Source organism: Streptomyces sp. LHD-70 (assembly GCF_031157275.1).
In the GTDB taxonomy this organism is placed as follows: Bacteria; Actinomycetota; Actinomycetes; order Streptomycetales; family Streptomycetaceae; genus Streptomyces.
Window position 1 is genome coordinate 263549 of record NZ_JAVIFW010000010.1, and the last position, 12462, is coordinate 276010.

At 69.1% G+C, this 12462-nt stretch carries 11 protein-coding genes; 10 read left to right on the forward strand and 1 reads right to left on the reverse strand.

Annotation, left to right across the window (positions count from 1 at the left end):
• Window positions 1-59 precede the first annotated feature (59 nt).
• From RCO28_RS21760 to RCO28_RS21770, 3 genes are all read left to right on the forward strand, one after another.
• Entirely contained in the window at window positions 60-725 is a 666-nt protein-coding gene (locus tag RCO28_RS21760) for an amino acid ABC transporter permease (protein WP_308942856.1), read from the forward strand.
• Window positions 722-1654, forward strand: coding sequence for an amino acid ABC transporter permease (locus tag RCO28_RS21765; protein WP_308942857.1), 933 nt, complete (start codon window positions 722-724; stop codon window positions 1652-1654). The genes RCO28_RS21760 and RCO28_RS21765 overlap by 4 nt, the downstream gene beginning before the upstream one ends.
• Before the next feature lie 534 nt (window positions 1655-2188).
• Window positions 2189-3649 (forward strand): amino acid permease, encoded by a 1461-nt coding sequence (locus RCO28_RS21770; RefSeq protein ID WP_308942858.1) that lies wholly within the window; start codon window positions 2189-2191, stop codon window positions 3647-3649.
• Between the two features lie 102 nt (window positions 3650-3751).
• Here the strand turns inward: RCO28_RS21770 and RCO28_RS21775 are convergent, their stop codons facing one another.
• On the reverse strand, window positions 3752-4297 hold the full coding sequence (locus RCO28_RS21775; RefSeq protein ID WP_308942859.1) for a hypothetical protein: 546 nt from the start codon (window positions 4295-4297) through the stop codon (window positions 3752-3754).
• 231 nt (window positions 4298-4528) lie between these two features.
• On the opposite strand from RCO28_RS21775, the gene RCO28_RS21780 reads away from it, so the two are divergent.
• From RCO28_RS21780 to RCO28_RS21810, 7 genes are all read left to right on the forward strand, one after another.
• Entirely contained in the window at window positions 4529-6358 is a 1830-nt protein-coding gene (locus RCO28_RS21780) for an APC family permease (protein ID WP_308942860.1), read from the forward strand.
• Window positions 6359-6534: 176 nt separating this feature from the next.
• Window positions 6535-6774, forward strand: coding sequence for a hypothetical protein (locus RCO28_RS21785; protein ID WP_308942861.1), 240 nt, complete (start codon window positions 6535-6537; stop codon window positions 6772-6774).
• The gene (kdpF, locus tag RCO28_RS21790; protein ID WP_308942862.1) at window positions 6771-6860 is read left to right on the forward strand and encodes a K(+)-transporting ATPase subunit F; all 90 of its coding nucleotides are present in this window, start codon (window positions 6771-6773) and stop codon (window positions 6858-6860) included. Before RCO28_RS21785 ends, kdpF begins: the two co-directional genes overlap by 4 nt.
• A gap of 8 nt (window positions 6861-6868) precedes the next feature.
• Entirely contained in the window at window positions 6869-8533 is a 1665-nt protein-coding gene (kdpA, locus tag RCO28_RS21795; RefSeq protein ID WP_308942863.1) for a potassium-transporting ATPase subunit KdpA, read from the forward strand.
• Window positions 8534-8673: 140 nt separating this feature from the next.
• On the forward strand, window positions 8674-10782 hold the full coding sequence (gene kdpB / locus RCO28_RS21800) for a potassium-transporting ATPase subunit KdpB (protein WP_308942922.1): 2109 nt from the start codon (window positions 8674-8676) through the stop codon (window positions 10780-10782).
• A 7-nt stretch (window positions 10783-10789) separates the two neighbouring features.
• Complete coding sequence (locus tag RCO28_RS21805) at window positions 10790-11461, forward strand: potassium-transporting ATPase subunit C (RefSeq protein ID WP_308942864.1); 672 nt, start codon at window positions 10790-10792, stop codon at window positions 11459-11461.
• Between the two features lie 323 nt (window positions 11462-11784).
• Window positions 11785-12450 carry a response regulator gene (locus tag RCO28_RS21810; RefSeq protein WP_308942865.1) on the forward strand — a complete coding sequence of 222 codons (666 nt, stop codon included), beginning with the start codon at window positions 11785-11787 and terminating at the stop codon, window positions 12448-12450.
• The last annotated feature ends 12 nt before the right edge of the window (window positions 12451-12462 follow it).

A 12462-nucleotide genomic window follows, 5' to 3' on the forward strand; every position in this document is an offset into this window, starting at 1 on the left:
CACGGCGCGCCGCCCGGTAAGCGGCGCGCCTCGCTCTTCACTCACGCGGAAGGCGGGCCGTGTTCGACTTTCTCAAGGGTTACGACCTCCTTGCTGCCTTCTGGGTGACCGTGCAGCTCACCTTCTACGCCGCTGTCGGCTCCCTGATCTGGGGAACGGTCCTTGCCGCCATGCGCGTCAGCCCCGTGCCCCTGATGCGGGGCTTCGGCACCGCCTATGTCAACGTGGTCCGGAACATCCCGCTCACCGTGGTCATCGTCTTCACCTCGCTCGGCCTGTTCCAGACGCTCGGCGTCACGCTCGGCGCCGACGACTTCACGACGATCAACTTCCGGCTCGCCGTGCTCGGTCTGACGGCCTACACCTCGTCGTTCGTCTGTGAGGCGCTGCGGTCCGGAATCAACACGGTGCCCCTCGGCCAGACCGAGGCGGCGCGTGCCATCGGCCTGAACTTCCCCCAGGTGCTGAGGCTCATCGTCCTTCCCCAGGCATTCCGTTCCGTGGTGGGGCCGCTGGCGAGCGTGCTGATCGCCCTGACCAAGAACACCACCGTGGCCGCCGCGATCGGTGTGGCCGAGGCCGCGGCGCTGATGCGGGTCATGATCGAGAACGAGGCCCAACTCATCCTCATCTCCGCCCTTTTCGCGTTCGGATTCATCTGCCTCACCCTCCCGACCGGACTGTTCCTCGGCTGGGTGAGCAAGAAGGCGTCGGTGCGGCGATGAGCTCCCGGTCCGTTCTGTACGACGTCCCGGGGCCGCGTGCCAGAAGGCGCAATGTGCTGCTCACGGGGCTGTTCCTGGTCGCACTCGCCGCTCTGGTCTGGTGGGTGGCGCAGAGCCTCGCCGACAAGAACCAGCTCGAGTGGGTCAAGTGGAGGCCCTTCTTCACGGATTCCCGCGCCTGGTCCACGTACCTCCTGCCGGGGCTCGAGAACACGCTCATCGCCGCTTCCCTGGCCATGGTCATCGCGCTGCCGCTCGGGGCTCTGTTCGGTATCGCCCGGCTCTCCGAGCACTGGTGGGTGCGGGGTACGGCCGGGACCGTCGTGGAGTTCTTCCGCGCCATCCCGGTGCTGATCCTGATGCTCTTCGCGAACGCCGCGTACTCCGAGTTCACCGACATCAGCCCGGACAGCCGGCCGCTGTACGCGGTGGTCACCGGTCTCGTCCTCTACAACGCCTCCGTACTCGCGGAGATCGTACGAGCCGGAATCCTGTCCCTCCCCAGCGGCCAGACCGACGCGGCCAAGGCGATCGGCATGCGCAAGAGCCAGGTCATGCGGCACGTGCTGCTGCCGCAGTCGGTCACCGCGATGCTCCCGGCGATCGTCAGCCAGCTCGTGGTCATCGTGAAGGACACCGCCCTGGGCGGCGCACTGCTCGGTTTCTCCGAACTCCTGGCGTCGGTACGCCCGATGAGCGCGAATTACGGTGCGAACACCATCGCCAGCTTCACCGTGGTCGCGGTGGTCTTCGTCGTACTGAACTTCGCGCTCACGTCCTTCGCGAGCTGGTTGGAAGGCAGGCTGAGGCGCGGTAAGAGGTCTACCGGTGCGGTGGTCGGCGCGGACGCGGTCGACCAGCTGGCGACACCGGGCGAGCGGGTGAGTCATGACGATCTCGGCGGAGCGGGCGGCACCTCCAGCAAATGACGACCGGCCGCAATCGATGAGGGGCAGAGGGAGCGCCAGGTCTCGCCGGGCCCGATGAGGCCCCCTGACTCAAGGGGAGCGCCGGGGGTCACCCGGCGGATTTCCCGCGTACAGCGACCGTAGGATCGGCCGCTCGCCCGCGCCATGGACAGATGCAAGAGTCCTGAGCCGCCCGATTCATACAAATGCTCAAACCCCCGTTCTTCCAGAACAGGCAGTTTGCAATTCCCCCTTCATGGCCTACGGTCTTGGCCCTGAAGGGACACTCGGGCACCGCATCGGTGTCGGTCTGCTGAACGAACGTCCCCTCAGCCGCCAGAATCGGCGCCCACTGGAAACAGTGCGGAATTGTCCGTACGCAAGGCCCACCCGGCCACACGGTGCACCTCGCCGCACCCTCGCGTACAGCACTCCCGAAACCGGACCTGAGCTCGCCGCACCGTGCCCGGGTCCGTCTGTGCCTACCCACTGCCTCAACTCCCCTCAATTCCCTGCTGAAGCACGGCCCGCACTCCTTCGAACTCCGAGGAACCCATGAGCGAGCAGTCGACGACCACCAAGGTGGCCACACCGTCCGGCCCCGCCGAGCAGAGCCCTTCGCCCGACGGCCTGAAGGCGGGGCTCAAGAACCGCCACCTTTCCATGATCGCTATCGGTGGTGTGATCGGAGCCGGCCTCTTCGTCGGTTCCAGTGCCGGTATCGCGGCGGCCGGTCCCGCCATCCTCATCTCGTACGCGCTCGTCGGCGTGATGGTCGTGCTCGTGATGCGGATGCTGGGCGAGATGGCCGCGGCGAATCCGACGTCGGGCTCGTTCTCCGAGTACGCCGACCGCGCGCTGGGCCGGTGGGCCGGGTTCTCCATCGGCTGGCTGTACTGGTTCTTCTGGGTCGTCGTCCTCGCCGTCGAGGCGACCGCGGGCGCGGTGATCCTGGAGGGCTGGATACCGTCCGTGCCGCAGTGGGCCTGGGCGCTGATCGTGATGGTGGTGCTGACCGCCACCAACCTCGTCTCTGTGGGCTCCTACGGTGAGTTCGAATTCTGGTTCGCCGGGATCAAGGTCGTCGCGATCGGCGCGTTCGTCGCGATCGGCATGCTGGCCGTGTTCGGTGTGCTGCCCGGCTCGGACAACCCCGGCGCGGGATTCGCGCACCTCACCGACGCGGGCGGATTCTTCCCCAAGGGAGCGGGCGCGATCCTGACCGGTGTGCTGATGGTGGTCTTCTCCTTCATGGGCAGCGAGATCGTCACGCTGGCCGCCGGTGAGTCGGAGAATCCGCAGCGCGCGGTGACCAAGGCGACCAACAGCGTGATCTGGCGTATCGCGGTCTTCTACCTCGGCTCGATCTTCGTCGTCATCACCCTGCTGCCGTGGAACGCCTCGGCGATCGTGAAGGACGGCTCCTACGTCGCCGCCCTGAACTCCATCGGCATCCCGCACGCCGGCCAGGTCATGAACGTCATCGTGCTGACCGCGGTGCTGTCCTGCCTCAACTCCGGCCTCTACACCGCCTCCCGCATGGCCTTCTCCCTCGGCAAGCGCGGCGACGCCCCCAAGGCCTTCGCCAAGACCACGTCCAGCGGGGTGCCGCGGGCCGCGATCCTCGGCTCGGTCGTCTTCGGCTTCGTCGCGGTGTTCTTCAACTACAAGTGGCCCGACACCGTCTTCGCGTTCCTGCTCAACTCCTCCGGTGCCGTCGCCCTGTTCGTCTGGCTGGTGATCTGCTTCACCCAGCTCAAGATGCGCGGCATCATCCTGCGCGAGATGCCCGAACGCCTCGTCGTCAAGATGTGGGCCTTCCCGTATCTGACCTGGGCGACCATCGGCATGATCTCCTTCGTCCTGGTCTACATGCTCTTCGACGACACCGGCCGCGAACAGGTACTCCTCTCCCTCCTCGTCGCCGCCCTCGTCATCACCATCGCCGTCCTGCGCGAACGCGGCCGCACCCGCGCCACCACCGGCACCGACCTGAACACCGAACTCGACGCCTGACCCACCCCACACCCCCGTTTCAGCGCCCCCCTCGGTGACCACCACCGAAGGGGGCGCTGTCGTACAGCGGGTGATGCCATACCCTGCGCCCCCCTGCCCCGCCTACCGCAGCCCGGAGATCCTGAACACCGTCCGCACCGTCTCCCCATCGATCCGCCGGGACAGCTGCCCCACCGCCGTCCTGCCGCAGAGCAGCAGGCCCCGGTCGGTGGAGAGGCGGGTGCCCTGTTCGAAGAGGCGCCAGAGTTCGGGGTCGCGGATCAGCACGTCCGGGTCGAGTTCCAGCCGGGCGCCGTGCGTGTCACGGAGCAGCAGCCGGCGCGAGACGCCGTCCACCCAGCGGACGGAGACCAGGGCGTCGGTGCGCACCACGCGCTTCCGCAGCAGGCCGCGGGTGGCCACCCAGCCCGGCCCCGCCGTGACCCGGGGCGGCAGCAGTACGACGAAGAGCAGCAGGCTGAGGCCGGTCCACAGCGCGGTCCGGGGGAGTGTGAGCCGTCCGGCGGCCGTGTCGACGACCGCCAGCACGGCCAGCAGTACGCCGGCGCAGAAAGCGGCGTCGCGGAGTTCGGCGGCCCAATGGCGGTCGTGGACACGGTGGTTGGCGGTGGGCGGGTGGTCCGTGGACTCTTCGGTGCGGCGTCCCATGGAACCGAGGCTAGGGAGAGGGTCGGTCGCCGCCGACACCTTTGGCGGCTCGCTGACGCCGTACCGACAGGACTCTGACGGCTCCCCGCCCGCCCCCGTCAGGGGCACGTAAGAAATCAGGACCGCGCCATGAAGGACCCGTAAGGGGCCTGCTCCGGTGGCCGGGACCGGCGGAACCTGAGCGCACCCGATCATGAACGCCCCTGGTGGGCGGTTGAAGGAGTGCGCCAGATGTCCGTCCTGACTGCCCAGTCCGGCACCACCCCCGCGGCGGAGGAACCACCGGACAGCGGCGAACGGCACCGGCTGACCGCCCTGACCGGTCTCGCCGCTCTCTCCCTCGACGCGATGGCGTCCGTGGCGTACGGGCCGGAGGCGATCGTGCTCGTGCTCGCCGCGGCGGGCGGGGCCGGCGTCGGCTTCACGCTTCCCGTGACGCTCGCCATCGCCGGTCTGCTGGCCGTCCTGGTCGCCTCCTACCGCCAGGTCATCGCCGCGTTCCCGGACGGCGGAGGCTCCTACGCCGTGGCGAAGCGGCACCTGGGGCGGCGCACGAGCCTGGTCGCCGCCGCCTCGCTCGTACTGGACTACGTCCTGAACGTCGCGGTCGCCGTCACCGCGGGAGTCGCCGCGCTGACCTCCGCCTTCCCTGAGCTGTACGGCGACCGGCTGGTCCTCTGCCTCGGTGTTCTCGTGCTCGTCACCGCGGTGAACCTGCGCGGCATCCTCCAGTCCGCGAAGGTGTTCATCGCTCCCACCGCCGTGTTCGTCGTCGCGATCTTCGCGCTTGTCGCCGTCGGCCTGTTCCGGGACGGCCCGGTGTCGACGGCGGCCGCGGAGGGCCAGGCCGACAACGCCACGACGGTGGGTGCGCTGCTCCTGCTGAAGGCGTTCGCGTCCGGCTGCTCCGCGCTGACCGGTGTCGAGGCCATCGCGAACGCCGTGCCCCAGTTCCGGCAGCCGCGTGCCCGGCGCGCCAAGGACGCGGAGATCGCGCTCGGTGTGCTGCTCGGCCTGATGCTGATCGGCCTGTCGGTGCTGATCTCCCGCTTCGGCCTGCGGCCGGTCGAGGGCGTCACCGTCCTCGCTCAGCTCGCGGACGCCTCGCTCGGCCACAACTGGGCCTTCTACGTGGTGCAGTTCGCGACGATGACCCTGCTCGCGCTGTCCGCGAACACGTCCTTCGGTGGCCTTCCGGTGCTGCTCAAGCTGCTCGCCAGGGACAACTACCTGCCGCACGTCTTCGCCCTCAAGGCCGACCGGCAGGTGCACCGGCACGGTGTGCTCGCGCTCGCCGTCGTGTCGGCCGCACTGCTGGTGTTCTCCGGTGGCGACACCAACACCCTCGTGCCGCTCTTCGCGATCGGCGTCTTCGTCGGCTTCACCCTCGCCCAGACCGGCATGGTGCTGCACTGGCACCGCGAGCGCGGCCCGCGGTGGGCGGCCAAGGCCGTGCTCAACGGCCTCGGCGCCCTGCTCACCGGCGTCAGCGCGATCGTCGTGACCGCGACCAAGTTCCACGACGGCGCCTGGCTGATCGTGGTCGCGCTGCCGCTGCTCGTGCTCGCCTTCGAGACCGTGCACCGCGCCTACGCGAACATCGGTGAGCGGCTCGGCATCGGCCGCGTGCCCGAACTCCCGTACGGCGACCGCTCGTTGGTGATCGTGCCGGTGGGTGGCCTGTCGAAGCTGACCCGTGAGGCGCTGAACGCGGCGGTCTCGCTCGGGGACGAGGTGCGCGCTGTGACCGTGACGTACGACGAGCCCGAGGACCGGGAGGCCGCGGCCGCGCTGCTCCGCGACTGGGAGCTGTGGAACCCGGGCGTCGACCTGGTGGAGCTCAGGTCGGCGCACCGCACCGTGGGGCGTCCCGTGGCCGCGTACGTGCGGGAGGTGCACGCCCACCACCCGGGCACCCGGGTCACCGTGCTCATCCCGGAGGCGGAGCCCGCCCACCTCTGGCAGCGGATCCTGCAGAACCAGCGGGGCGCGGTCGTCGCCCACGCCGTGCGGCGGGAGACGGACGCGGCGATCTGCCGCCTCCGCTTCCGGCTTGCCTGACGCTCCCCGCGGCGTCCCCGCGACTTCCCCTGGTTCCCTGGCCTTTGTGCAGGTCAGCAACGGATTGGACACGGCGGCGTATGGGCGGCGTCAAGGGCCGACGACGGGTCGTATGAGCCTCGTCAAGAGGGGGCGCCGAGCCGTATGGGAGGCGTCAACGGGGGTCGTCCGGGCCTGTGGGAGGAGGTTTCCTCTACTCGACGGAGCTCGTCGAACGACTCGTCGACAGGGCCCGCCGGAACGGCTCGTCGAAACGGTCGTCGGCAGGCCCGTCGAAGGAGCCGCTCGCCGGAGCGACCCGTTCATCCCTTCACTTCACCTCAGGAGTTGCGATGGCCGACGTGGCCTTCGTCGTCACCACGGTCGCGGTGTTCGCGCTGGTGGCCCTTGTCGCCAAGGGGGTGGCAAAGCTGTGACCGCCGAAAACATCGTCGGCCTCATCGTGGCCGTCTCCCTGCTCGGCTACCTCGTACTCGCCCTCATCGATCCGGAGAGGTTCTGACGCCGGACATGAGTCCCGAACTTGCCGGCGTGCTCCAGCTGCTCGCGCTCATCGCGGCCCTGGCGCTCGCCTACCGCCCCCTCGGCGACCACATGGCCAGGGTCTACTCCTCCGACCGGCACCTGCGGGTCGAGAAGTGGATCTACAAGGCCATCGGCGCCAACCCGAGCGCCGAGATGCGCTGGCCCGCGTACCTGCGCGGCGTCCTCGCCTTCTCCGGCGTCGGCGTTCTGTTCCTCTACCTGCTGCAGCGGCTGCAGGGCTCCCTGCCGGGCTCGCTCGGCTTCGCGTCGATCGACCCGGACCAGGCCTTCAACACCGCCGCCTCCTTCGTCGCCAACACCAACTGGCAGTCGTACTACGGCGAGCAGGCCATGGGCCATGTCGTGCAGACCGGCGGCCTCGCGGTGCAGAACTTCGTCTCCGCCGCCGTCGGCATGGCGGTCGCGGTCGCCCTCGTACGCGGCTTCGCCCGGACTCGCACCGGTGAACTCGGCAACTTCTGGGCCGACTTGGTGCGGGGCGTCGTACGGATCCTGGTCCCCATCGCGGTGCTCGGCGCGCTCGTCCTCGTCGCCTGCGGGGCCATCCAGAACTTCGCCGGCATCCACGAGGTCGGTCAGTTCTTGGGCGGTACGCAGCAGTGGAACGGCGGGGCGGTCGCCTCGCAGGAGGTCATCAAGGAGCTGGGGACGAACGGCGGCGGCTACTTCAACGCCAACTCCGCGCACCCCTTCGAGAACCCGAACCCGTTCTCCAACCTCTTCGAGGTCTTCCTGATCCTGCTGATCCCGTTCGCGCTGACCCGGACCTTCGGCAGGATGGTCGGCTCGGTCAAGCAGGGCTACGCGATCCTCGGCACGATGGCCGTCATCTGGATCGTCTTCACCGCCCTGATGCTGTGGACCGAATTCGCGGGCAGGGGACCGGCGTTCGAGGCCGCGGGCGGCGCCATGGAGGGCAAGGAGACCCGCTTCGGCATCGGCGCCTCGGCGATCTTCTCGGTGGCGACCACGCTCACCTCGACCGGTGCGGTCAACTCCTTCCACTCCTCCAACACCGGCTTCGGCGGCGGCCTCAACCTGCTCGGCATGCAGCTCGGCGAGATCGCGCCCGGCGGGGTCGGCTCCGGCCTCTACGGCATGCTGATCATGGCGATCGTGGCGGTGTTCATCGCCGGACTGATGGTCGGGCGTACGCCGGAGTACCTGGGCAAGAAGATCGGCACCCGCGAGATCAAGTTCGCCGCCTGCTACATCCTGATCACCCCGGCGCTCGTCCTCGGGTTCACCGCTGCCGCGATGGCCCTGGACACCCCGGCCGACTCGATGACCAACTCGGGCGCGCACGGCTTCTCCGAGATCCTGTACGCCTACACCTCGGGCGCCAACAACAACGGCTCCGCCTTCGCCGGCCTGAACGCAGACACGCAGTGGTTCAACAGCACCATCGGTATCGCGATGCTGCTCGGCCGCTTCCTGCCGATGGTGTTCGTGCTCGCCCTGGCCGGTTCGCTGGCCGAGCAGCGCCCGATCCCGGCCACCGCGGGCACCCTGCGTACGGAAAAGCCGCTGTTCACCGGCCTCGTGGCGGGCACCATCCTGATCGTCACCGGCCTCACGTACTTCCCGGCACTGGCCCTCGGCCCGCTCGCGGAAGGACTGGCGGCATGACCACGTCCGGCACCCCCACGACCTCAACCACCCCCGCCACCTCCACCACTCCCGGCACCCGTACCACCCCCGCCACTCCCACCACCTCAACCACCCCCACCACCCCCGTCAAGAAGCAGGATCCGACCGAGCAGGACGCCATGCCCGCAGCCACCACCCCGATCCGGTCCCCGCACAGCGATGTGCCCACCGGTCATCAGCAGGCCGCCGGCAAGGTGGGGGCGGGGCTCTTCGATCCGTCCCAGCTCGTCAGGTCGCTGCCCGACGCGATCCGCAAGCTGGACCCGCGGGTCATGGTCAAGTCGCCCGTGATGTTCGTGGTCCTGGTGGGCTCGGCCGTCACCACCGTCCTTGCCGTCCTGGATCCGGGCGACTGGTTCGGCTGGGCCATCACCGCGTGGCTGTGGCTCACCACGCTCTTCGCGAATCTGGCGGAGGCGGTGGCCGAGGGCCGCGGCAAGGCCCAGGCCGACACCCTGCGCAAGGCCAAGACCGACACGGTGGCCCGCCGCGTAATCGGCCCGAACGAGGAACGCGTCCCCGGCACCGACCTGCGCATCGGCGACCTCGTCGTCTGCGAGGCGGGCGACGTCATCCCCGGCGACGGTGATGTCGTCGAGGGCGTGGCCTCCGTCGACGAGTCCGCCATCACCGGTGAGTCGGCGCCCGTCATCCGCGAGTCCGGCGGCGACCGGTCCGCGGTCACCGGCGGTACGAAGGTGCTCTCGGACCGGATCGTCGTCAAGATCACGACGAAGCCGGGGGAGACCTTCATCGACCGCATGATCAACCTGGTCGAGGGCGCGGCCCGGCAGAAGACACCCAACGAGATCGCCCTGAACATCCTCCTGGCGTCCCTGACGATCGTCTTCCTGCTCGCCGTCGTCACCCTGAAGCCGTTCGCGATCTACGCGGGCGCCGACGGCCAGACCTCGCTCATCGTCCTCACGGCCCTCCTTGTCTGCCTGATCCCGACGACGATCGGTGCGCTGCTCTCGGCGATCGGCATCGCGGGCATGGACCGCCTGGTCCAGCGGAACGTCCTGGCCATGTCCGGACGCGCCGTCGAGGCCGCCGGGGACGTATCCACACTGCTGCTCGACAAGACCGGCACCATCACCCTCGGCAACCGCCAGGCCGCCGAGTTCGTCCCCGTACGCGGAGTGCCGGCCGCCGAACTCGCGGACGCCGCCCAGCTCTCCTCCCTCGCGGACGAGACCCCCGAGGGCCGCTCCGTCGTCGTACTCGCCAAGGAGAAGTACGGCCTTCGCGAGCGCCGACAGGGCGAACTGGAGCACGCCGGCTGGATCGAGTTCACCGCCCAGACGCGGATGTCGGGCGTGGACGTGGACGGCCGCATGATCCGCAAGGGCGCGACCGGCTCGATCGTCGCCTGGGTCGAGGAACGCGGCGGCAACGCCTCGGACGAGGCACGGCGGCTCACCGACACGATCGCGCAGGCCGGCGGCACGCCGCTGCTCGTCGCGGTCGACGACGCCGACGGTGCGCGGGTGCTGGGCGTCATCCACCTCAAGGACGTCGTCAAGGACGGCATGCGGGAGCGGTTCGAGGAGCTGCGCCGCATGGGCATCAAGACCGTCATGATCACCGGCGACAACCCGCTGACCGCCAAGGCGATCGCCGAGGAGGCGGGCGTCGACGACTTCCTCGCGGAGGCCACCCCCGAGGACAAGATGGCGCTGATCCGACGCGAGCAGGCGGGCGGCAAGCTCGTCGCGATGACCGGCGACGGCACGAACGACGCCCCCGCGCTCGCGCAGGCGGACGTCGGCGTGGCCATGAACACCGGTACGTCGGCCGCGAAGGAGGCCGGCAACATGGTCGACCTCGACTCCAACCCGACCAAGCTCATCGAGATCGTCGAGATCGGCAAGCAACTCCTCATCACCCGGGGCGCGTTGACGACCTTCTCCATCGCCAACGACGTGGCGAAGTACTTCGCGATCATCCCGGCGATGTTCGCGGTGGCCTACCCCTCGCTCGACAAGCTCAACATCATGGGCCTGTCCTCGCCCGAGTCCGCGATCCTCTCCGCGGTCGTGTTCAACGCGCTCGTCATCGTCGCCCTGGTGCCCCTCGCGCTGAAGGGCGTGCGGTACCGGCCGATGAGCGCGGACCGGATGCTGCGGCGCAACCTCGGCGTCTACGGACTCGGCGGGCTCGTCGCCCCGTTCATCGGCATCAAGATCATCGACGTACTCCTCTCCCTCCTCCCCGGCATTGGGTGACCTGGTCATGAACAACTCCGCAGTGAACACCGCCCGGTTGATCGGGGCAGGGCTGCGCGCCCTGATCGTCCTCACCGTGCTGTGCGGTGTCCTCTACCCGCTCGCGGTGACCGGCGTCGCCCAGGCCCTGTTCCCCGACCGGGCCAACGGCTCCGAGGTCAAGGACTCCACCGGCCGGGTCGTCGGCTCCGAACTCATCGGCCAGCGCTACGACCTGCCCCTGAAGAAGGGTCAGGAGACCCCCGCCCCCGACCTCAGGTGGTTCCAGCCGCGCCCCTCCAACGGCCTGGGCGAGAACAGCGTCAACACCCAGTACAAGCTGATCCTGTCCGGCGCCACCAACCGCGCGGGCGACAACGACGAACTGCTCCAGTGGGTGAAGGACGCCAAGGCGGCCGTCGTGCAGGACAACTCCACCGACGACTTCACGGTCAAGCCCTCCGACGTGCCCGCCGACGCGGTCACCTCCTCCGGCTCCGGCCTCGACCCGCACATCTCCCCGCGGTACGCCGACCTCCAGGTGCACCGCATCGCGGAGCGGAACCACCTGGGCATCCAGCAGGTCCGGAAACTGGTCGACCAGCACACCGAGGGGCGGACCCTCGGCTTCATGGGCGAGCCCCGCGTCAACGTCCTCCAGCTCAACATCGCGCTCAAGGAACTGACGGCGAAGAGCTGATGGAAACGGGCGCGAGCAGCGGGAGCGGGCGGGCCCAAGGCGTCCGGACCACCCTGGGCCGGACAAGGCCCGGGCCCGCCGCCTCCCGCTGCCGCGAACCAGGCACCGCACCGATCGCAGCGACGACAAGGAAGGCCGCACCGATGACGCGGGTGCTAGGGCCCGTCTCCCCGATCTTTGCGGGCCCGCGACGCCTGGCACGGCACCTCGCCGCACGCCCGAATCACCCAAGTACGTCCAGTACGAGGGAGATCCGGGCGCACGCCGATGCACCGCACCAGACGCCGCGGGCTGATCCGCAAAGATCGGGGAGGCGGGCCCTAGTGGTGGAGGACGATCCGCAGCTCGTACGGGCACTGGTGATCAACCTTCAGGCACGTTCGTACGAGGTGGACGCCGCCCCCGACGCGACGACCGCGCTGCGGCTCGCCGCGGTGCGCGGACCGGACGTCATCGTCCTCGACCTGGGCCTGCCGGACCTGGACGGCATCCAGGTGATCAAAGTGCTGCGCGGCTTGACCAGAGCGCCGATCCTGGTGCTCACCGCACGCCGCTCCTCCGACGAGAAGGTCGAGGCCCTCGACGCCGGTGCGGACGACTACATGACCAAACCGTTCAGCATGAACGAGCTCCTGGCCCGGCTCCGGGCCGCGGAACGGCGTGCCGACTCCGCGCCCGTACGGGAGCAGGTGAGGGTCACCACCGCCGAGTTCACCGTCGACCTGGCCGCGAAGAGGGTCAGCCGGGCCGGCCGCGACATACGTCTGACCCCGACCGAATGGCACCTCCTGGAGATCCTGATCAGCAACCCCGGGAAGCTCATCACGCAGCGCCACCTGCTGCACGAGGTCTGGGGGGTCTCCCAGAGCAACAAGACCAACTATCTCCGCGTCTACATGGCCCAGCTGCGGCGCAAACTGGAAGCCGACCCCTCCCACCCCCGCTACTTGATCACGGAACCGGGCATGGGGTACCGCTTCGAGCAGTAGACGAGGACGACG

Excerpts from the sequence above, each read along its gene's own strand:
- RCO28_RS21765 (WP_308942857.1), top strand. The coding sequence starts at position 722 with ATGAGCTCCCGGTCCGTTCTGTACGACGTCCCGGGGCCGCGTGCCAGA.
- RCO28_RS21770 (WP_308942858.1), top strand. The coding sequence starts at position 2,189 with ATGAGCGAGCAGTCGACGACCACCAAGGTGGCCACACCGTCCGGCCCC.
- RCO28_RS21775 (WP_308942859.1), bottom strand. The coding sequence starts at position 4,297 with ATGGGACGCCGCACCGAAGAGTCCACGGACCACCCGCCCACCGCCAAC.
- RCO28_RS21780 (WP_308942860.1), top strand. The coding sequence starts at position 4,529 with ATGTCCGTCCTGACTGCCCAGTCCGGCACCACCCCCGCGGCGGAGGAA.
- kdpA (WP_308942863.1), top strand. The coding sequence starts at position 6,869 with ATGAGTCCCGAACTTGCCGGCGTGCTCCAGCTGCTCGCGCTCATCGCG.
- kdpB (WP_308942922.1), top strand. The coding sequence starts at position 8,674 with ATGCCCGCAGCCACCACCCCGATCCGGTCCCCGCACAGCGATGTGCCC.
- RCO28_RS21805 (WP_308942864.1), top strand. The coding sequence starts at position 10,790 with ATGAACAACTCCGCAGTGAACACCGCCCGGTTGATCGGGGCAGGGCTG.